This window comes from Rheinheimera aquimaris (assembly GCF_020531985.1).
GTDB lineage: Bacteria > Pseudomonadota > Gammaproteobacteria > Enterobacterales > Alteromonadaceae > Alishewanella > Alishewanella aquimaris.
Genome location: NZ_JAJAVQ010000002.1, coordinates 870084 through 890097, shown reverse-complemented (window position 1 = coordinate 890097; position 20014 = coordinate 870084). Strand labels below are relative to the sequence as shown.

17 protein-coding genes are annotated in these 20014 nt (G+C 51.7%); 8 read left to right on the top strand and 9 right to left on the bottom strand.

Features of this window, described 5'->3' with window-relative positions; translation table 11 throughout:
* Positions 1–161 precede the first annotated feature (161 nt).
* Positions 162–2759: a bifunctional aconitate hydratase 2/2-methylisocitrate dehydratase gene (acnB, locus tag LHL18_RS08945; protein WP_226766711.1), complete on the bottom strand. Its 2598-nt coding sequence runs from the start codon at positions 2757–2759 to the stop codon at positions 162–164.
* A 396-nt stretch (positions 2760–3155) separates the two neighbouring features.
* The gene (locus LHL18_RS08940) at positions 3156–5228 is read right to left on the bottom strand and encodes a M13 family metallopeptidase (protein WP_226766709.1); all 2073 of its coding nucleotides are present in this window, start codon (positions 5226–5228) and stop codon (positions 3156–3158) included.
* A gap of 153 nt (positions 5229–5381) precedes the next feature.
* Between LHL18_RS08940 and LHL18_RS08935 the strand changes: the two genes are divergently transcribed.
* From LHL18_RS08935 to LHL18_RS08925, 3 genes are read left to right on the top strand one after another with little or no spacing between them, the layout of a single operon-like run.
* On the top strand, positions 5382–6356 hold the full coding sequence (locus LHL18_RS08935) for a DUF2157 domain-containing protein (protein WP_226766708.1): 975 nt from the start codon (positions 5382–5384) through the stop codon (positions 6354–6356).
* Complete coding sequence (locus LHL18_RS08930; protein ID WP_226766706.1) at positions 6353–7384, top strand: DUF4401 domain-containing protein; 1032 nt, start codon at positions 6353–6355, stop codon at positions 7382–7384. The genes LHL18_RS08935 and LHL18_RS08930 overlap by 4 nt, the downstream gene beginning before the upstream one ends.
* Entirely contained in the window at positions 7381–7875 is a 495-nt protein-coding gene (locus LHL18_RS08925; RefSeq protein WP_226766704.1) for a GDYXXLXY domain-containing protein, read from the top strand. The genes LHL18_RS08930 and LHL18_RS08925 overlap by 4 nt, the downstream gene beginning before the upstream one ends.
* Before the next feature lie 120 nt (positions 7876–7995).
* On the opposite strand, the gene LHL18_RS08920 is transcribed toward LHL18_RS08925, so the two are convergent.
* Complete coding sequence (locus tag LHL18_RS08920) at positions 7996–9513, bottom strand: DUF3612 domain-containing protein (protein ID WP_134052165.1); 1518 nt, start codon at positions 9511–9513, stop codon at positions 7996–7998.
* Positions 9514–9838: 325 nt separating this feature from the next.
* Here LHL18_RS08920 and LHL18_RS08915 point away from each other — a divergent pair, with 325 nt between their 5' ends.
* Both LHL18_RS08915 and LHL18_RS08910 read left to right on the top strand, forming a co-directional pair.
* On the top strand, positions 9839–10354 hold the full coding sequence (locus tag LHL18_RS08915; protein ID WP_134052167.1) for an aldolase/citrate lyase/malate synthase family protein: 516 nt from the start codon (positions 9839–9841) through the stop codon (positions 10352–10354).
* Between the two features lie 108 nt (positions 10355–10462).
* Positions 10463–11620 carry a GGDEF domain-containing protein gene (locus LHL18_RS08910; protein WP_226766703.1) on the top strand — a complete coding sequence of 386 codons (1158 nt, stop codon included), beginning with the start codon at positions 10463–10465 and terminating at the stop codon, positions 11618–11620.
* Positions 11621–11641: 21 nt separating this feature from the next.
* Here the strand turns inward: LHL18_RS08910 and LHL18_RS08905 are convergent, their stop codons facing one another.
* The 5 genes from LHL18_RS08905 to LHL18_RS08885 all read right to left on the bottom strand — a co-directional run bounded on the left by LHL18_RS08905 (position 11642) and on the right by LHL18_RS08885 (position 16173).
* Positions 11642–12757: an ABC transporter permease gene (locus LHL18_RS08905; protein ID WP_226766701.1), complete on the bottom strand. Its 1116-nt coding sequence runs from the start codon at positions 12755–12757 to the stop codon at positions 11642–11644.
* Positions 12735–13667, bottom strand: a complete 933-nt coding sequence (locus LHL18_RS08900; protein ID WP_226766700.1) for an ABC transporter ATP-binding protein — start codon at positions 13665–13667, stop codon at positions 12735–12737. The genes LHL18_RS08905 and LHL18_RS08900 overlap by 23 nt, the downstream gene beginning before the upstream one ends.
* The gene (locus LHL18_RS08895) at positions 13664–14602 is read right to left on the bottom strand and encodes an HlyD family secretion protein (RefSeq protein ID WP_226766698.1); all 939 of its coding nucleotides are present in this window, start codon (positions 14600–14602) and stop codon (positions 13664–13666) included. Before LHL18_RS08895 ends, LHL18_RS08900 begins: the two co-directional genes overlap by 4 nt.
* On the bottom strand, positions 14595–15242 hold the full coding sequence (locus LHL18_RS08890) for a TetR/AcrR family transcriptional regulator (RefSeq protein WP_226766697.1): 648 nt from the start codon (positions 15240–15242) through the stop codon (positions 14595–14597). The genes LHL18_RS08895 and LHL18_RS08890 overlap by 8 nt, the downstream gene beginning before the upstream one ends.
* 145 nt (positions 15243–15387) lie before the next feature.
* Complete coding sequence (locus LHL18_RS08885; RefSeq protein WP_226766696.1) at positions 15388–16173, bottom strand: substrate-binding periplasmic protein; 786 nt, start codon at positions 16171–16173, stop codon at positions 15388–15390.
* A gap of 272 nt (positions 16174–16445) precedes the next feature.
* On the opposite strand from LHL18_RS08885, the gene LHL18_RS08880 reads away from it, so the two are divergent.
* Positions 16446–16946 carry an LURP-one-related/scramblase family protein gene (locus LHL18_RS08880; RefSeq protein WP_134052181.1) on the top strand — a complete coding sequence of 167 codons (501 nt, stop codon included), beginning with the start codon at positions 16446–16448 and terminating at the stop codon, positions 16944–16946.
* 10 nt (positions 16947–16956) lie between these two features.
* Here the strand turns inward: LHL18_RS08880 and glsB are convergent, their stop codons facing one another.
* A complete protein-coding gene (gene glsB / locus LHL18_RS08875; protein ID WP_226766695.1) occupies positions 16957–17883 on the bottom strand; it encodes a glutaminase B in 927 nt (308 codons plus the stop codon).
* Between the two features lie 183 nt (positions 17884–18066).
* On the opposite strand from glsB, the gene LHL18_RS08870 reads away from it, so the two are divergent.
* Both LHL18_RS08870 and LHL18_RS08865 read left to right on the top strand, forming a co-directional pair.
* Positions 18067–18762 carry a response regulator transcription factor gene (locus tag LHL18_RS08870; RefSeq protein ID WP_226766694.1) on the top strand — a complete coding sequence of 232 codons (696 nt, stop codon included), beginning with the start codon at positions 18067–18069 and terminating at the stop codon, positions 18760–18762.
* Positions 18740–19999 (top strand): sensor histidine kinase, encoded by a 1260-nt coding sequence (locus tag LHL18_RS08865; protein ID WP_226766692.1) that lies wholly within the window; start codon positions 18740–18742, stop codon positions 19997–19999. The genes LHL18_RS08870 and LHL18_RS08865 overlap by 23 nt, the downstream gene beginning before the upstream one ends.
* Positions 20000–20014: the final 15 nt, after the last annotated feature.

The following is a 20014-nucleotide window of genomic DNA, read 5'->3' as shown; positions in this document are numbered from 1 at the left end:
AGGGGTAGGAATGCTTAGCTTTGAGTTAGCCCTATATCTATACCTGAAAATAAAATATCGGAAAGAACCGGACCAGATCTAGTAAATACTGAAGAAAACTGAGGTATATACCTTAATTAAAAGGCCTGCAAATGCAGGCCTTTTCTTAAGCAGATACTGACTTACACTGCTTGCTGAATAATCACATTGTCCGCTTTTTTGGTGTATTGCGGCATACGGTGGAAATTCAGGTAACGGTAAGTATCGGCTGCCGTGGCATCAATTTGCTTGGCGTATTCCAGATACTCCGCCACGGTTGGCAGTTTACCGATAATTGACGCTACTGCCGCCAGCTCAGCTGAGGCTAAGTACACGTTAGCACCCTGACCTAAACGGTTCGGGAAGTTACGGGTAGAGGTAGATACTACCGTTGACTTCTCTGCTACGCGCGCCTGGTTACCCATACACAGTGAACAGCCTGGCATTTCAGTGCGGGCACCGACTTTACCGAAAATGCTGTAGTAACCTTCTTCGGTTAGCTGTGCCTGGTCCATCTTGGTTGGTGGTGCAATCCACAGACGGGTTGGTAACTGGCCTTTGTATTTATCCAGTAACTTACCGGCAGCGCGGAAGTGACCGATGTTAGTCATACAAGAACCGATAAACACTTCGTCAATCTTATCGCCTGCTACTTCAGACAGTAAGCGCGCATCATCCGGGTCATTCGGTGCACACAGTACCGGCTCTTTAATGTCTGCCAGGTCAATTTCAATCACTTCAGTGTATTCGGCATCGGCGTCAGCAGACATCAGCTGAGGATCTTTCAGCCAGGCTTGCATTGCGTTGATACGACGCTCGATAGTACGTACATCGCCGTAGCCTTCAGCGATCATCCACTTGAGCATAACGATGTTAGATTCAAGATACTCAGCGATAGACTCTTGTGACAGCTTGATGGTACAACCTGCAGCTGAACGTTCTGCTGATGCATCTGACAGTTCAAACGCCTGCTCTACCGTTAAGTTTGGTAAGCCTTCGATTTCCAGGATACGGCCAGAGAAGATGTTCTTCTTGCCTTTCTTATCAACGGTTAATAAACCTTTTTGAATTGCCGCGTACGGAATAGCATGTACTAAATCGCGCAGCGTAATACCCGGCTGCATTTCACCTTTGAAGCGCACCAGCACTGACTCTGGCATATCCAGTGGCATAACACCTGTTGCGGCAGCAAAAGCGACCAGGCCAGAACCGGCCGGGAATGAAATACCAATTGGGAAACGGGTGTGCGAGTCACCACCGGTACCTACGGTATCTGGCAGTAACATACGGTTTAACCAGCTGTGGATAATACCATCGCCCGGACGCAATGAAACACCGCCACGGTTCATAATGAAATCTGGCAGTGTGTGGTGCGTGTCAACGTCAACCGGCTTCGGATACGCCGCCGTGTGACAGAAAGACTGCATGGTTAAATCAGCAGAGAAACCTAAACAGGCTAAGTCTTTTAACTCGTCGCGAGTCATTGGGCCTGTGGTGTCTTGCGAACCTACTGTAGTCATCTTCGGCTCACAGTAAGTACCCGGACGCACACCTTTCACGCCACACGCTTTACCAACCATTTTCTGTGCCAGCGTGAAGCCTTTGCCAGAGTCAGCTTTGGCTTGTGGCCGGCGGAATTTGTCTGAATGGCCTAAACCTAAGAATTCACGGGCGCGGTCAGTTAAGCCACGGCCGATGATTAACGGAATACGGCCACCGGCACGTACTTCGTCAATTAACACATCGGTTGCCAGGCTAAATTCTGCCAGTACTTCGTCTGTGCCGTGACGCACGACTTTGCCTTCAAATGGCAGAATGTCGATCACATCGCCCATTTCCAGCTTAGATACGTCCACTTCAATTGGCAGTGCGCCAGAGTCTTCCATGGTGTTAAAGAAGATTGGAGCAATTTTGCCACCTAATACGAAACCACCGCCGCGCTTGTTTGGCACGTATGGAATGTCATCACCCATAAACCACAGCACTGAGTTAGTCGCTGATTTACGTGATGAACCTGTACCGACTACGTCACCGACATAAGCCAGTGGGAAGCCTTTTTTGTTTAGCTCGTCCAGTTGCTTAATCGGGCCGACTGTACCTGGCTGATCCGGTTTAATGCCGTCGCGGTCATTTTTCAGCATTGCTAAAGCGTGCAGCGGAATATCCGGGCGTGACCAGGCATCCGGTGCTGGCGATAAATCGTCAGTGTTGGTTTCGCCTGATACTTTAAATACGGTAACAGTGATTTTCTCTGCCAGTGCTGGTTTGGCTTCAAACCATTCTGCATCGGCCCAGCTTTGCAGCACTTGTTTAGCATACTGATTGCCGGCTTCAGCTTTTTCGGTTACATCGTGGAAGGCATCGAAAATCAGTAAGGTATGCGATAAGGCTTTAGCCGCGATAGGCGCCAGCTTAGCATCGTCTAACAGGCTGATCAGTGGCTCAATGTTGTAACCACCCATCATGGTGCCTAACAGTTCAGTCGCACGCTCGGCGCTGATCAGGCTGCAGCTGGTTTCACCTTTGGCAACAGCGGCTAAGAAGCCGGCTTTGACATAAGCCGCTTCATCAACACCCGGCGGTACGCGGTTAACTAATAAATCAACCAGGGTGTCTTCTTCGCCTTTTGGCGGGTTCTTTAACAGTTCAACTAAAGCGGCTACCTGCTCTGCATTGAGCGGTTTTGGCGGGATACCTTGCGCTGCGCGCTCGGCCACATGTTCGCGATATTGTTGTAGCACAGTATGATCCTCTTGGTCGTTAGCTGCAGTCTTGCCACTGCAGCGTCATTCAACAGAATGAATGGGCACAATTATATGAAAATTCGGGCCAAATTGACATCGGGCCGTTAAGCACCACCGTTATAGTGGGTATAAACTTTGTGAATATAAAGCCTGACCTTATATAGTCTGTGTGATAGTGGTCAGACCTTGTTTACCGTCAACTGTTTCGCAGACAGAGGTTGGAATCCCGAGCTGGGCGCCACAGAGTGTCTGAGCCCTGCCGCAGGCATGAGGGCGAGTTGCTGTGGCGAGCCAGAGCGGGAATTGCAACCGGCAGTTTGCTCATTCATTGACGGGTAAATAAAAAAGGCTGAGTAGTTTCCTACTCAGCCTGTGCAGTTTAGCAGAGTTTTATTACCAGATCTTAACGCGTTGCTCTGGCGCTAAGTACATCGCATCACCCTCTTTAATATCAAAGGCGGTGTAGAACTGCGGAATGTTCGGTAATAAGCCAATAACACGGATATATGGCGGTGAATGCGGGTCTGTTGCCAGACGCTGCTTCAGCGCTTCATCACGGTACTTGGCACGCCATACCTGAGCCCAGCTAATCAGCACGCGCTGCTCACCGGTAAAGCCATCCAGCACCGGCGCCGGCTTGCCATCCAGAGAAATTTCATAGGCTTTCAGTGCTACCGTTAAACCACCTAAATCGCCGATGTTTTCGCCCAGCGTCAGATCACCATTTACGTGGTGACCTTCCAGCGGCTCGTAATGGCTGTAGTGCGCACTTAACTTGGCACCACGTTCCTGGAACTGCGTTTTGTCCTGCTCAGTCCACCAGTTACGTAAGTTACCCTCACCATCGTATTTCGCGCCCTGATCGTCAAAACCATGGCCGATTTCGTGGCCGATAACCGCACCGATACCACCGTAGTTCACGGCGTCGTCCGCTTCCATATTAAAGAACGGCGGTTGTAAAATAGCAGCCGGGAACACGATTTCGTTGTTAACCGGGTTGTAGTAGGCATTAACCGTTTGCGGTGTCATGTGCCATTCGTCTTTGTCGATTGGCTGCCCCAGTTTTGCCAGCATCTCGTCATAGGCAAAATGGGTGGCACGAACAAAGTTACCAACTAAATCGTCAGCTTTAATTTCTAACGAAGAATAATCTTTCCACTTGTTCGGGTAACCGATTTTAGGGGTAAAGGTTGCCAGTTTAGCCTGCGCTGCTTTTTTGGTGTCTTCTGTCATCCACTCCAGATTATTGATAGACACTTCATAGGCTTTAATCAGGTTAGCCACCAGTTTTTCCATCCGCGCTTTGGCTTCCGGTTTAAAGTGGCGTTCTACATACAGTTTACCGGTCAGCTCACCCAGTACCTCGTCTGACGCATCCACTGCTTGTTTCCAACGTGGTTGCTGCTCCTGGGTGCCGCTTAATGTAGTGCCATAAAACGCGAACTGGCGATCAGCAAAGTTGCTGCTTAGCTTGTCGGCATAGGCGCTGATGGTTTTAATCGTCAGGTAGTCCTGCCAGCTTTGCAGATCAGAGTCTGCCAGTACCTTGGCAAAACCGGTTAAATAACTTGGCTGACGTACAATGATATCGTTTACCGCATCCAGTTTTACGCCTTTGGCAAAGGTAGCCCAGTCAAATGCACCCATTTGCGTGTTCAGGTCGCTGGCGGCAGTTTTGTTATAGGTTTTATCAGCATTGCGGCTTTCTACGCGGGTCCAGTGATGTTCTGCCAAAGCAGTTTCCAGCTTTAATACGCGCTCAGCAGCGGCGGCGGCATCTTTATTGCCTGCCATGGTAAACATATCGGTCAGATACGCTTTGTAATCAGCAATTAACTTCTGGCCGGCTTCATCTTCTTTAAAGTAGTAATCACGGTCTGGTAAACCCAGGCCAGCCTGATACAGGTAAACACCATACTGCGAAGAGTTTTTCGCATCGTTGTTTACATACCAGCCAAACGGAATAGAGACGCCGTCACGCTGTAAGCTGGCAAATAAAGCTGGTAAACCCTCTTTGTCTTTTAATGCTTTCACTGCATCCAGTTGTGGTTGCAGTGGTGTCAGGCCCAGGCTTTCAACCTTAGCTTCATCCATATAACTTTTAAATAAGTCGCCAAGCTTCTGCTCATCTGAGCCAGGCACTAAATCTGTGCGGGCGGACACTTCATCAATAATGTCCTTTACAGCCTGCTGCGAATTGTCACGCAGCACGTTAAAGGAACCATAAGATGATTTGTCAGCCGGAATAGGCGTATCGGCCAGCCATTTGCCGTTTACCGCCAGGAAGAAGTCTTCGCTGAATTTAACAGCCGGGTCGAAATACTGTTGGTCAATACCAGACACCAGTGGCGCAGCCACTTCTGCGGCGACGGGTTGTTGAGCGGTTTGTGTGGGTTCCTGCTTGTTGCAAGCCGTAAGGCCAAGAGCCAAAGCGACAGACGCAGCGGCTAAGGTAAGCTTTTTCATTGTAGTTTTCCTGATAAGGTTACAAACTTTAACGCTTGTACATACTAACCTGAGCTTTAGCACGAGTACAAACGTCAAACCCAACGAAGTTGTAACAAGTTATAAAAACGCTATGATGCTAGCCAACCTTCAGTTATCCGGGTGACAAAGCAAATGGAAAAATTGCGCCACGCCAATCAGTTATTGCAATGGAGCGAGCAGCGCCAGCTAAATGCCGCTCAGTTGCAGCAAGCTTCTGAACGCTACCCGCTGCAACCGGCCCCCGCCGACTGGCTGGCACAGGCAAACCTTATTCTGCTTTTTGGCACGACAGTGCTGCTAAGTTCAGCAGTGATTTTTTTCTTCGCCTACAACTGGCCGCATATGCACTACTTCACCAAATTTGCACTGGCTGGCACTGCGGTTTTACTCTCTGGCCTGGTGGCTGTCTGCAGCGCACCGCAAAGCCTGATGCAACATTCAGCGTTGCTTGCTGCCAGTATTTTAACCGGCGCTTTGCTGGCGTTAATCGGCCAAACCTATCAGACCGGAGCGGATATCTGGCAGTTATTCGCCAGTTGGGCAGCGTTAATCACCCTGCTGGTATTAGTGTCGAAAAGCCGCGCCTGCTACCTGCTGTGGTTTGTTATTCTGGAGCTGGCGGCCAGCCGCTACCTGCATACCCGCTCTGAATTTTTCTGGCTGTTTGCCAGCGCCCCCATGATACTTAACCTGACACTGGTAAACCTGCTGCTAATGTTGTTTGCCGATGTTGCCCTGCCACGTCTTGGTGTAAAACCTGACAACCTGCTACTGCGCGTTAGCGCGGTGATGTTTATCGTGCCACATACTTATGGCGGCATGCTCGGCGCCTGGGATAACCACTATCAGGCCAACCTGCTGTGTTACCTGCTGCTGAGTGTCGGTTTAGCGCTGAGATACTACCGCTACCGACGTGATATCTTTGTGCTGGCGCTACTGCTCTATAGCGCTATTGCAGTGGTTACCAGCCTACTGGCGCGCCTGCTGGAACTCAGCGATGGCTTTTTCGCCATGAACCTGCTGGCGTTATTTGTCATTGGCAGCAGCGTTGCCGCCGCTCTTTGGCTTAAAAAACAATTACGGCGGCAAGCAGGAGTGTCAGCATGAATCAGACTGAACTGGCACTGCAATTACAACAAGCCGGTATTATTAACCAGACAACGGCAGGGCAACTGCAACGCAGTGCCAGCCCCTGGTGGTTGCAGATTTTACTGGCTATCGCGGCCTGGATAGCCTCATTGCTGATCATCAGCTCTTTTATCGGCCCGGTGTTGGCACTGGCGGATCATAATGCGGTCAGGGCTGTCATTGCCTTGCTGTTAATCAGTGCCGCTATCTGGCTGGCAGTAAAGCCGCTGGAGTTCTTGCAACAGATGTCTGTTGCTGTTGCGCTGGCCGGCCAGGGCATGCTGGTGTACGTCAGCTATGACTTATTCAATGATGACGTGGCACGATACAGCTGCGCTGTAATCGCTGTATTACTGTTGTTCAGCCCGTTAACACCATTACATCAGCGGCTTAGTATCAGTATTGCGCTGGCTTGTCTGCTGTCGCTTATTACCTCTCCGGTTGTGTTATCAGTCTCTGGCGCCAGTCTCACTGCCACTGCTGTTTTGCTGTGGTACAACAGACAACACTGGGCTCGCTGGCGCTATGCGCAAACCGTAAAAAGTATGCTGGAGGTTGCTACCTTAGCGGCATTGCTACTGGCAATATCCGGCCAGAGCCTGTTCTGGTTCGACAATCTGCTCTGGCTGGAAAATACTGCCGCCTATGCCTCAGCTTTTTACAGTATCTCAGGCGCAATAATGTTTATCAGTTCAGTGTTTTGGCTAAGCCGCCAGGCCACAGTGCCAAGCCGGCTGGCGCTGCTTAGCATGGCGCTGTTGCTGAGTATTGTGCTGTACAGCGCATCGGGCTTGCTGATAAGTGCCGCGCTGATGCTGGCGTGTTTTTATGGTTGTAGCAGGCTGTGGTATGGGCTATGCCTGCTTAGCATGCTGTTTACTACCAGTCAGTTTTATTACAGCCTGAACCTTACCCTGCTGTACAAAGCGGGCATTCTGGCATTAAGTGGTTTGGTACTGCTGGCTGCCTGGCTGTTACTGCAGCGTTATCAGCGGAGGTTTGCATGAACCGCACGACACAGCGTCTGGCAATTGGCGCAGCGTTATTGATCATACTGCTGGCCGCCACAGCAGCTATCTGGCGTTTTGAACACACGTTAAGCCGCGGCAAGGACATGATACTGCAGCTGGCACCGGTTGACCCCCGCTCTATTATGCAGGGTGACTATATGGCGCTGGCTTATGCGATAGACCGTGAATTACCGGACGAAGCCGGTAAGTTCATATACGTCTGGCTTAGTCTGTCTGACCAGGGTATTGCCAGCCTGCATAGCCTGAGTAACGATTTACCACAGCAGCAAGGTTTGATTGGTGTGTTACTGCGCCAGCGTAATGGCATTTACAGTGTTGGCCCAAATGGCTTTTTCTTTGCTGAGGGTACAGCCGCCGTTTACGAAGCCGCGCGCTATGGGCAGTTTAAGGTAGATAGCAGCGGTAAAGCCCTGCTAACGTCTTTATTAGATGGAGAGCTGCAGTTGCTGGGTGAGAACTTACGCTGACGGTGTGTTGCTCTTGCATCGAGCCGGTTTGCTCACGCTAACACGCCGTAAATACGTCCCTGTAGGCTCGATTCGGCCATCCTGGCCTGCAACGGTTAGCTTAGAGCAAACCGGCTCTCGTTAGGTGGTTCTGCCATAACCCTCACACTGATAACAACTGGGTTGTCGCGGGCAACTATTACCGCGGGCACAAATCAGCTGCGCCGGTTTTTGCAGGCTGCGCGCGACCCAGTTAATGTTCAGAATATTCGCCACACTGGTCAGCGCCGTTTGAATGGTTTTCGGCACTTTAGCACCACCGCTGCTGCCCACACAAAGCTGCTTTAACTCGCCCGCCATGCTATCGGCATCTACCCCTTGCGCCAGTAAAGCCGGGTTTAAGTCGATACCAGCACACAACACATGCGTATTGCCTGCCAGATCCTGTACCTTGGTCGATTCACAGCAATAAATACGCGGCGCACCGTTTACATCCAGCAAGGATAACTGCGCACTGCTGTTTACCCCTTCAACATCAAACATCCGAAATACCGCCCAGTGCTGACAGGGATCTTCGACTTTACGCATATTGCCCCACGGCAGCGGAATGCCATTGCCGCGGTACACGGCTTTCAGTTTGCCAGGCGTATAAGCATCAAAATAATGCCAGTGGGTATAAGGCGACACGGCTGTCATCCGGCGCATGGCGACTGATGCCGACACACCAGCTTGCAGGTGAGAGCTGATTTCATAGCCCTGCCGGTCCAGCAACTGCCGAAACGGCAACTTGGGGCACAGCAGTGCGCCGGCAAAAAAGCTGGATTCAAAATCACGCCAGGCATGCAAAATGTCCTGCGGCTGCACAGCAGTAGATTGCGATAATTCATCATCCTGAGCGCCGCCCACTGTCATACTGCTTTTAACACCGTCTTTATTGTGCAGCACCGCATGGCCGATATGTACCGCCAGCTCGTACTTTAACCGGGTCGGATAAGCTTTTAACAAGCTATTCAGGTGCAATGTCGCCGGTGGACTGAAAAACGATGTCGAGACATTTTTTGACAGTACGCCCAGCTCGTCCAGCAACTCTTTTGGGGCTTCGTCATACCAGCGCAGCGTTAACCCCAGTTGTTTCACTATTGCCAGCAGTTCTTCTACGCTCAGTGGCATACGTTTTTGCCCCACTTCCTCAGCTGCCCGCTCCAGCTCCGGAAAGTGGTTTTGGTTATGCTCCTGATGCGCACGGATCAACAACTGCGCAAACTGCTTACCACTGGTTCCGGTTTGCGACAGCATTTCCGGAATAGCAATCTGCAGAATGTCGTTAGAAAACAAAAAACCCGGCTCCAGTGCCATGCCGCTGATGCCGCCACGGCTGCCTTTTTCCGGTGTTAAGTCTTCACCGGCATCTTCTCCGTCTAAAAACCAGTCCAGATCTTTTTGAAATACTTCGGCAATGACCTCCAGCATTTCAATACCCGGCGTTCGTTTACCACGCTCAATCATCGATAAGTAAGACACCGACGGCGCCTGTTCCGGGTTTACCCTGATGCAGCGTGTCGACAGATCTTCCATGGTTAAGTTATTACGTTTTCTCAGGTTTCTGATCTTTGTACCGAGAAAATGCGACTTTCTGAGCAGGCTTTTGTTTAGTTTCATTTTGTAAAATTCACACTGTGAAATTTCTATTGTGAAATTATGCTGATTTTTAGCCTAGACTAGTTTTTAACCGATAGCAACTGGTCTGACGTTTAACACTGATGACCCTGAGAACAGATATTCAACTGCTGACAGCACAGGTGCAGACCACTTTCGCGATAGCGAAGGCGGACACCACATTCGTCAGGAACGAATGTGACCTGCTCCAGCAGGTCCGCCAGATTGAAGGCAGGATTGCCTGAAATCCCGCTGCACCGAGCATGGCAGTAGCTGAATATCGGTTGTACAACAAAGTACCCGACAAAAAAGAGACGAGGATGACATCATGACAACACTGGCCCAACAACACAGCACCCCATCACAGAGCCAAACCGCCTGGATGGCGACCGAGCTTAGCGTGATTAACGAGCTGAATCAGCGCCACGTTAAGCAGGTGATGGACTACTCTAAAGGCTTTTTAGATAAAACCTTTCCGCTGCAGCAAGGCTCGCATAAAGACGTATGCAGCTACGTGGTGTATTACCAGCAACTGCTGGCATTTTTTGCCGACGGCAGCACCAGCGGGTTACAAAATCCGGCCCAGTTTGTGGCTTTAAGCGGCCACCGTGAAGCGCCCTGCTCTATCGTGCTGAACAATAATGGTCGCCATGTTGAGCTGATTTTAAACCGCAGTGGCATTAATGGCTGCCAGGACAAGGCCAGCATTGATGATATCCAGCTGCAAACCTCTGAGCCCGATTGCATCTGGTTCAGCATGGTGACAGGCCGTCAGGTCAGCTGTGCACATAAAGGTAATAAGCAATTTACCTGCAAAGACGGTTTACCCTACTCTTTGGCGTAATCACCTCCCGGACAGCTGGTCTGACTGCCTGTCCGGGTAATTGCCGCTGCTGAAATTTTGTGCTATTTTCTGCCCCCCCTTTGCCCGGTGCCAGATTAAAAAATAATAATGGATGTACTGACGCTCACCTATGTAAATGTGTTTATTGCCTGCACTTTTACTATCTTACTGGCGCTGCAATATAAAGCAGAGCGCCAGCTTAGGTATCAGCGTTACTTTATTCTGGCAGCCATTTTTATGCTGCTAAATGCACTGATCAGCGCCTTTAGCTTCACAACCCATGCAGTGCCGTACTGGCTGAGCCCGGCGCTGTCTAATACCAGCAGTGTTGGTGCCCATCTGGCCCTGGCCTGCGGTATTCACCGCCATTTACAGTTACCGGGGAAACGGCAGTGGTTACTGTTGGCAATTGTTCCACTTTATCTGGCACAGCTGAGCGACTTTGCCGCTGCAACCATTGCCAATCGCATGCTGTTAGCTATTCCGCCGGTTATCATGCTTAACCTGTGGAGCATCCGTATGTTGTCACGACACCGTGATACCGAACTAGGCCCGGTGTATCTGGCATTTATCGGCGTATTTGCCTTTAATATCATCCAGTTTATTCTGCGCTCGGCTTACATGCTGGCCGAACACTATCAGCTGGTGCAGACCCATTACAGTGCGCTGATCCACAGTGTTGGTTATTTTAGCCTGACTGCCTTTGCTATACTGGTGTTTGGCTGTGTTATAATGTTAAGCCATTCGCAACAGCGGCTGGCCTTACTGCATATTTCCGAACGCGATGCCCTGACCGGATTACTAAACCGCCGCTCCCTGTCACCACGTTTACTGGCCGAGCTGAACCGGACAGAGCGCAACCACACCACGTTAAGCATATTGATGTTTGATATCGATTATTTTAAACAGGTGAATGATACCTTTGGCCACAGAGCTGGCGATAAGGCAATACAACACGTGGTAGACATTGCCAGCCAGCAATTACGCGATTACGACCTGCTATTCCGCTATGGTGGCGAGGAATTTCTGATTTGCCTGCCGGACACATCAGAAGACACCGTCTTGCTGATTGCCAACAGATTAAAGAATGCGATTGAAGCCAACCCGCTTACAGCCGGGCAGCTGATACAAATGACAGTCAGTATCGGTGTCAGCAGTACCCACCAGTTTACTGAGCCTGACACTCTGATAGAACAGGCCGACACCGCGCTGTATCAGGCCAAGCAGAGTGGCCGGAACGCTGTAGTCAGTTTTCACCAGCTGTAGCCTGCTTAAACAAAAGCTGCGTTAATCCAACCGCTTTTTAAAGCGCAGCGTGGCGATAACTAAGCCAACCAGCGTAAAGCCAGCCAGATACACCACATCGTAGCTGAGCGTCCACCACTGCGCATCGCGCAGCACTACGGCACGTATCATCCGCACAAAATGTGTCGCGGGCAGTACTTCTGCCAGCCACTGCGCGGCCAACGGCATAGCCGCATAAGGAAACATAAAACCCGACAGCAATATAGACGGCAATAAGATAAACACCGTCACCTGCATCGCCTGCAATTGCGTGGTGGCACGGGTCGAAATAATCAGCCCTAACGTCAGGCTGGCCAGAATAAACAGCAGCGTTACCACCAGCAGTGACAACCAATGCAACGGTAATGGCACCGCAAACAACAGATGCCCCAGGCCGAGTATGATGCCGGTTTGAATGCAGCCTACGGCAATATAAGGCACAATTTTCCCCAGCATCAGCTCCAGCGGTTGCATCGGCGTGGTGATCAGAAACTCCATATTACCCTGCTCACGCTCCCTTACCACCGCTGCCGAGGTAAACAACACCATTGTCATCGTCAGGATAACAGCAATTAATCCCGGCACTATATTCACGGCTGTACGCTGCTCAGGGTTAAAATAACGCACTACCTGCATTACTGCTGCGGGGTTGTTACTGCTATCGATCCCCTGCAGAGTGAGTGGCAACTGACTAAGCACACTTACAGCACCGCTTAGTAAAGGGTCGCTGCCGTCTGTGATCCACTGCGCAACAGGCTGTAGCAGCACACCTTGTTGCCGCAGTGCTAACCTGCGCTGAAAATCAGCCGGTAGCACCAGCACGGCGGCCACCACGCCACTGGTCATTGCCTGCTCGGCTTGCACGACGCTGTCAAAGCGGTGGCTAAACTGCACAACCTGCGACGCTTCCAGGTCATATATCAGCTGCCGGCTTTGTGCTGTACCCGCCAAATCGACCACCGCAGACGGTACCTGCCGCACGTCGGTATTAATGGCATAGCCAAATAGCACCAGCTGAATCAGCGGTATCATCACTATCATGGCAAAAGTGATTCTGTCGCGGGCCAGTTGACGCAACTCTTTAAACATAATGGCATTAATTCTGCGCAGACTTGGCATAACCCACTCCGGTTGTCGCAACAAACACATCTTCCAGATTCGGCTCTACCCGCTGCAGCGAAGTGCCCGGCAGTTGCCGCTGCAGCCACTGTTGTGGTTCAGCCAGCGCTGGGGCCAGCAGCACCCGCAACGTATTGCCAATCTGAGCGGTAGAAATCACCTCAGACATTGGTGCCAGCTGTTTGCCTAACTGGCGCAGGTTGTCGCCCTGTAATAAAAACACACTGGCTTTAAGCTGGCGCATCAGTTGCTGCGGGCTGGCATCAGCGCGCTTTTGGCCAAGCTCAAGAATGGCCAGGCCGTGGCAGCGCTCTGCCTCATCCATATAGTGCGTAGACACTAATATCGTGGTACCCGCGTCACTGAGATCAAATAACCGTTCCCAGAATTCTCGCCGGTTCTCCGGATCCACCGCTGATGTCGGTTCATCCAGCAGCAGTAATGGTGGTTCATGCAAGGTGGCAGCAGCCAAGGCCAGGCGCTGTTTCTGCCCACCACTTAAGGCGCCGGCGCGTACTTTCTGCTTATCTTCAAGATGATATAACGCCAATAGCTGTGCTATCCGCTGCGGGCTTTGCCGTTTTGTCAGGCCATAAATTTGCGCTACGAACTGCAGGTTTTCCATTACGCTCAGGTTGTCGTACAGTGAAAATTTCTGTGTCATATAGCCGATTTTGCGCCGCAGTGCTTCGGCTTGTTGCGGCAGTTCATTGCCCAGCACCCGCACTTCACCGGCGCAGGGTGTTAATAGCCCGGTTAATAACCGCATAGTGGTCGACTTACCGCAGCCATTCGGCCCGAGAAAACCATAAATAGCACCACGGCGAATGCTAAGATCGAGGTTATTTACCGCGCAATAATCGCCGAAGTATTTGGTCAGGCCACGGGTTTCAATCACGATCTCAGTCATGGCAGTTCAACCCGCACCGGCGTGCCGCTGATAAGATCTTTACTGTCTGTCAGGCTGATTTCAGTCAGATACACCAGCCGGCTGCGCTCTTGCTGATGCAATGCAAAATGCGGCGTAAAAGCGGCCTCTGCGCTGATATAACGCACAGTACCACTAAGCGCTGTTTCACGGCCTTGCAACCAGACACTCAGCTGCTGCCCGACTTGCCAGTGTGCAATAGCACTGGCGGGTAAATACACCCTGGCGTATGCAGTATCAGACACCGCCAGCGTCATCAGAGTGCTGCCTGGCTGCACACGCTCCCCCTGGTAACGCAGCACATCGTCAATAACACCATCGCGACCAGCATAGGTACTGCTTTGCTGCAGTTGCCACTGCAACTGCTCTTCCCTTGCCTTGAGCTGCGCAACCTGCCAGGACGCTTGCTCGATATCCTGTTGCCGGTTACCGGCCAGTGTTTCAGCCAGTTGCTGCTGTGCTGCCCGCTGTTCCGCCAGCGCTACCGCAAGTGCTGCATCAGCCTGCTGCACAGCGGATTGCGAATTTAACTGCTGCGCCAATAATTCTGCCTGCCGCCGCTGGGTTAACCTGGCGTCAACCAGTTTTGCCTCGGCCCTTGCCAGGTTCGCTTTAGCCAGTTCACGTTGCTCGGTGCGGCTGCCCAGCTGCATCAGTTCCAGCTTTGCCTGCGCAGCGGCAAGTTCAGCCTGCACTTGTGCCAGCAACAACCGCTGCTCTGTGGTTTCCTGCTGCACCAGCAGTTGGCCTGCCGTTACCTGCTCACCTTTTTTTACGGTCACATCAGTGATCAGGCCATCGGCAGCGGCAGTAACCAGTACCACTTCGCGCTCTACAGTACCAAAGGCAGCTTTGGGCTCCTGCCCCTGACAGGCGCACAGAGCAATCACCATACTCAATAGCAGTAGCTTACGCATGCTGACCTCCGGCCGTATCGGATACCGCGCAGGCAAACAGCGGTGCGGCACAACTGGCGATTGCCGCCAGCTCGTCGGGCGTAGCACTGAACTGCAAGATCTGCCGCACCACATCCGGTATTAAAAACGGAAACACCGCCAGTGCCAGTGCACTGATAACCAGCGCCTGGCGCTGAGCAGCGCTGGCCTGCGCGGCGCCTTTTGCCATCTGAGCCAGCAAGTGTTCAACCGCAGAGCGGATCACGCTGTTAAAGGTATCATTCACCATCTGATACTCAGCCGAGGCCGGGTTATGCAACGCACGAAAGATCATGCGCGGCAGCTCAGGATACGGCGCCATCATACGATGATACTGCTGCACCAGCGCCAGCATATCCGGCTGCTCACTTTGCATCGGCGCAGAGTGCATCAGGCTCAGCATCGGCTGAATAGTCTCGTGCAACACGGCCTGAAACAAACCGGCTTTGTTATTAAAGTAATAACGGATCATGGCCGGGTTTATGCCTGCTACTCTGGCAATATCGCGGGTAGTTGTCGCAGCATAACCACGCTTACTGAATTGGCCGCGCGCAGCGCACAATAAACGCTCTCGGCTTTGAGTGTCGTCAGCAGACAAGGGGCGTCCGGATGCATTTGCCATAACAAAACTGCCTTAATTAACCAGATGATTAATAGCCTAGCGGCATTTATGAGCAGGTGACAGCAAATTAATTAACCGCCAGCACGGTGTTGATTAACTGGTATCGCTTGTTATGACGGGACGGGGCAACCAGGTTCGCATTATTTCAGTACAACTGATAACGCTGTAACAAAGCAGTGTAAGCAGCGGAGCTTTTGTAGCGACGCAGAGCTTGATCAAACTTAGCGACGAACTCTGGCGTGGTAGCACTTTGCTTGCTAAAGGCAAAATAGATATCGACATAATCCAGTGGAGGATGCAAAACCTTAATCTTATCTTTAGCCCATTTTAACTCTGCCGAGTGTAGTACCGTAGTTAACGAGGCGATGCCCTGAGGTAAACGCCGGTTCAGCAACAATTTAAACAACATAGGATCCGATTCCGCCACTGCTATCTTGCTAAACGCTGCCTGGTCTAGTCGGGGGCCATACGAAAAATCCCTTACTACTGCAACCGGTTGTTGCGCCAGGCTGGCCAGGTCACCGTCAAAGTTCAGTTGGCAGGGCTCCGCACATAAAAGTACTATCGCATCGCGTAAATAACTTTCGTTGCTGTAATAAAACTGCAGTGCTCTGGCATCGGTTTTATAAAATACGGTAATCACATCGGCTTTACCACTGGCGACGTGCTGTACCACCCGGCTCCAGGGTAAACGCTGCCACTGAATCGTCAGACCCAGCTCAGAAGCAACCACCTGTAATATGTCTACCGATAGTCCCGTCAGCTTGCCAGCTTGCTGGTAATAAAAAGGCGGGTAATCTTCTGCCGAAATGGCAACGCGCAGGGCCTGTGCTTGCAGTTGGCACAACATCAGCATTAGACCTATCAATAAAAAAGCGCTATGCCAAAGCAGCCACCGGCGTATACGCTGTCGTGCAGTATAGCTATCCATAGCTACGACCTCCTGTCAGGACATAGTTAAACTATAGCCCTTTACGCAGCAGCTACCATCACTTGTTTGCATCAATGCCCACGCTTATGTACAGAAAAATCACTTGAACCATTACAACAATCGTACAAGTACACTATTGCAGCAAGAACCGCTTTAACAGAAGGTACAAACAGTGTAACAATGTTGCTTAATAGAGTACGTTATGGTTAGAACAGAACCGGCGTACATGCCATGGCGAAGGCACAAAGCGCTAATAACAGGCACATTTGCTGATGAAATATCGTATTAAACAGAAAATTTTCAGCTTAACTGACAGCTTTTCAATTGAAGATGAAAACGGCGATAACGCCTACAGTGTCAGTGGTAAGCTGTTTAGCTTATCCAGCAGCCAGACCTTGTCTGATGCAAGCGGCACTGCGCTGTTGAAAATCAAGCGCAAATACATAACCATCATGCCAGCCTGTCGTTTGCTGAATAACGATGGCAGCGAGTGGCTGATTAAAAAGAAGTTCTGGCCATTCTGGACCAGCCGTTTCAGCATCAGTACACCAGAGGGCATGCTGGAAATGACTGGCAATTTTTGGCAGCACGAGTACCAAATCCGGCAGCAGGATCAGCTGCTGGCCAGCATCTCAAAAAAATGGTTCAGCTGGTCTGACAGTTACGGCGTAGACATCTTCGCCCCGCAATGGACAGCGCAACTGCTTGCCGCAGTTATCGTGATAGACCGTATTCAGCACAGCGAGAAAAACTCAACCTTCGGCGACGATTAAGCAAGTCGCCTCAGAACAATGACAAGCCCAGCTCCTCGGCCAGTTGGCTAATAAGCTGCATCGCCACAACAGAGTTACCAAAGCGGTTAAGTGGCGGGCTCCAGGCGGTAATCACACCAAACTGCGGCACTATCGCCACTATGGCGCCACCGACACCGCTTTTCGCTGGCAGCCCCACTTTAAATGCAAACTCGCCAGACTGATCATACATGCCGCTGGTGGATAAAATGGCATTTACGCGGTGTGCATCACGCCGGCTGCATATTTGCTCGTTGCAGCCAGGCTGCACGCCACGGTTGGCCAGAAACAGCAACGACTGCGCCAGCTGCTTACAGTTGATCGCCGTGGCGCATTGATGAAAATAATGCTCCAGCACCTGCGGCACTTCGGCTTCTATATTGCCAAAACTTTTCATCAGGTAGGCCAGCGCCGCATTGCGGTTACCATGCTCAAGCTCAGATTGATATACCAGAGGGTCAGCATAAATGGCTTCAACCCCGGTCAGGCGACGCAAAAAGGTTAAAAATGCCGTTTTACTGGCTGAGTAATGGCTTACCAGCACATCGGCTACCAAAATAGCGCCGGCGTTAATTACCGGATTGCGCGGTATACCTTTTTCCCATTCCAGCTGCACTATCGAATTAAACGGCTGGCCGGAAGGTTCCATATTTACCCGCTGCCATAACTCATCGCCCAGCCGGTTCATCGCCATTACCAGACCAAATATTTTAGAGATGCTCTGCAGCGAGAAATTCTGCTCAGCCGCGCCAGCACTGAATACCTGGCCATCCAGTGTTGCCACCGCCACCGCCGCCTGCCGGCCATCTACCTGTGCCAGTGCAGGAATATAATCGGCCACCTTGCCCTGCGTGTATAGCGGCTGGCACTGCGCCAGCATCTGTTGCAGTGTGGTAGTTAAATCAGTGCTGGGTTTCATTGCTGCTCTCTGTAAAACAATTTGGCTGATGTCATCAGCGGGCAGTATGCCACAACCGCAGGCCTTAGCTGTACCTCCATAACAGCGCAAAGCCGCTATCAGCAAGGCGGTATGTAGCTAACACCTTGCCTGCAGCCGGTTTTTACCTTATAACAAACCGGCAACCGTAACACTGAGTCGGCAATGCATATACTGATCATTGAAGATAACCCGGATATTATTGCTAATTTGTACGCTTATCTGGAGCCGAACGGCTACACCCTGGACGTCGCCCGCAGCGGCACTGCCGGGCTGCGCGCCGCAACGACCGCATCGTACGACGCTATCGTACTAGATTTGTCGTTACCCGGTACCGATGGCCTGGATGTCTGCCGCCTGCTACGCCAGCAGTATCACCTCAGCACACCGGTGCTGATGCTAACAGCCCGCGACACCGTGCAGGATAAGGTCAGTGGTTTTGCCGCCGGTGCCGATGATTATTTGGTAAAACCTTACTCGCTACCTGAACTTGATGCCCGGCTCAAAGCGTTACTCAGGCGCGCACGTAACGAACATGTACAAAACTCACTGCAGTTTGCCGAATTGAAACTGGACCCCAGCCTGGGTCAGGCCAGCCGTGACGGTAAAATACTGGAACTGACACCCACCGCTTATAAAATTTTGCTGGCACTGCTGCGGGTGGCACCGCGGATCTTGACGCGTGATGAACTGGTACGGCAGGTATGGGGGGATAACCAGCCAGACAGTGATGCGTTAAGAACCCATATCCACTCGCTGCGCCGGGTACTGGATAAACCTTTTGCCTATCCGATGCTGTTAACTTTACCTGCCGTAGGCTACCGCCTGGTCACTGCCGATGAAACCAAGACTGACACTTAAACAGCAAATCGCCTTTACCTACCTAATGCTGGCATTCGCCGTTGCTACGACGTTCAGTCTGGTGTCGTACACAACGATCAATATCATCGAACAACAGGTGATACAGGCCAGGCTTAACAATATTGCCGGGCAGTTACTGCCCAAGCAGGTCACTGCGCCACACAGAGCCGAACCGGCGGGCGCAGCATTACTGGCTGACAACAATATTCCCTTAGCGCTACGCGAACTGCCCGATGGCCTGCATAAATTGGAAGTTGCCCAGCGCCAGGTTTATGCATTGCTACGACAGCAGGATGGCCACCGTTATGCCATAGTGCAGGATCTGGGCGAGCTGGAACATACCGAACGGGCGGCATTTATTGCCATGGCCTGCGGTTTTGTCGCCAGTTTGCTGCTGGCGCTGGCACTGGGCAGATGGAGCAGCCGGCGCATCATTGCCCCTGTCGCCGCGTTGGCCGATGCGGTGCGACGTGACGCGGCGCCCGCCGCCCTGCCATCATTAAAAGCGCCGGATGAAATCGGCGTGTTGTCACGTGCATTTGCCCGGCGAACTGACGCGTTACAGCAAGTACTGGCGCGGGAACAATTATTTACCGCGGATGTTAGTCATGAACTGAGAACCCCGCTGACAATTATTCTAGGCGCGGCCGAGTTACTCGCGGCTTTGCCCGCCGCTCAGCCGATGCAGCATGCGGCGGCAGAGCGCATTCGCCGGGTTGCGGCAGAAACAGCCGAGCGTGTCAGTGCACTGCTGCTGTTGTCGCGCGCACCAGACACGGTGTCAGCGCCGCAAACTTTGCTCAATGCCATTATTGAGGCTGAAATCAGCCGTTGTCAGCCATTACTGGCCGGTAAAGAGGTGAGCTGGCAGCGGCAGGACACCAGCAATGTCAGTGTCGCGGTACACCCGGAACTGGCCGCCATTATGATTGGTAACCTGTTGCGTAATGCCTGCCGGCATACAGAGTCGGGCTATATCAGCGTGCAGTTAAGCCAGCAGCAACTGATCATTGAAGACAGCGGCAGTGGCATACCAGTCCAAATCCGCGCACGTTTGTTTGAGCGTTTTGTGCATGGCGACACTCAGCCGCCACACGAAGGTACAGGGCTCGGCCTGGCGATTGTAAAACGCGTGGCAGACCATGCCGGCTGGCACATAGTGCTGCAGGATGCAGATAGTGGCGGCAGTCGTTTTGTCATTACTTTTCCTGCAGCATCAGGCCCGGTATCGTCTTAACGTGTTCTTAACGCC

Excerpts from the sequence above, each read along its gene's own strand:
- LHL18_RS08940 (WP_226766709.1), bottom strand. The coding sequence starts at position 5,228 with ATGAAAAAGCTTACCTTAGCCGCTGCGTCTGTCGCTTTGGCTCTTGGC.
- LHL18_RS08935 (WP_226766708.1), top strand. The coding sequence starts at position 5,382 with ATGGAAAAATTGCGCCACGCCAATCAGTTATTGCAATGGAGCGAGCAG.
- LHL18_RS08930 (WP_226766706.1), top strand. The coding sequence starts at position 6,353 with ATGAATCAGACTGAACTGGCACTGCAATTACAACAAGCCGGTATTATT.
- LHL18_RS08925 (WP_226766704.1), top strand. The coding sequence starts at position 7,381 with ATGAACCGCACGACACAGCGTCTGGCAATTGGCGCAGCGTTATTGATC.
- LHL18_RS08920 (WP_134052165.1), bottom strand. The coding sequence starts at position 9,513 with ATGAAACTAAACAAAAGCCTGCTCAGAAAGTCGCATTTTCTCGGTACA.
- LHL18_RS08915 (WP_134052167.1), top strand. The coding sequence starts at position 9,839 with ATGACAACACTGGCCCAACAACACAGCACCCCATCACAGAGCCAAACC.
- LHL18_RS08910 (WP_226766703.1), top strand. The coding sequence starts at position 10,463 with ATGGATGTACTGACGCTCACCTATGTAAATGTGTTTATTGCCTGCACT.
- LHL18_RS08905 (WP_226766701.1), bottom strand. The coding sequence starts at position 12,757 with ATGCCAAGTCTGCGCAGAATTAATGCCATTATGTTTAAAGAGTTGCGT.
- LHL18_RS08900 (WP_226766700.1), bottom strand. The coding sequence starts at position 13,667 with ATGACTGAGATCGTGATTGAAACCCGTGGCCTGACCAAATACTTCGGC.
- LHL18_RS08895 (WP_226766698.1), bottom strand. The coding sequence starts at position 14,602 with ATGCGTAAGCTACTGCTATTGAGTATGGTGATTGCTCTGTGCGCCTGT.
- LHL18_RS08890 (WP_226766697.1), bottom strand. The coding sequence starts at position 15,242 with ATGGCAAATGCATCCGGACGCCCCTTGTCTGCTGACGACACTCAAAGC.
- LHL18_RS08885 (WP_226766696.1), bottom strand. The coding sequence starts at position 16,173 with ATGGATAGCTATACTGCACGACAGCGTATACGCCGGTGGCTGCTTTGG.
- LHL18_RS08880 (WP_134052181.1), top strand. The coding sequence starts at position 16,446 with ATGAAATATCGTATTAAACAGAAAATTTTCAGCTTAACTGACAGCTTT.
- glsB (WP_226766695.1), bottom strand. The coding sequence starts at position 17,883 with ATGAAACCCAGCACTGATTTAACTACCACACTGCAACAGATGCTGGCG.
- LHL18_RS08870 (WP_226766694.1), top strand. The coding sequence starts at position 18,067 with ATGCATATACTGATCATTGAAGATAACCCGGATATTATTGCTAATTTG.
- LHL18_RS08865 (WP_226766692.1), top strand. The coding sequence starts at position 18,740 with ATGAAACCAAGACTGACACTTAAACAGCAAATCGCCTTTACCTACCTA.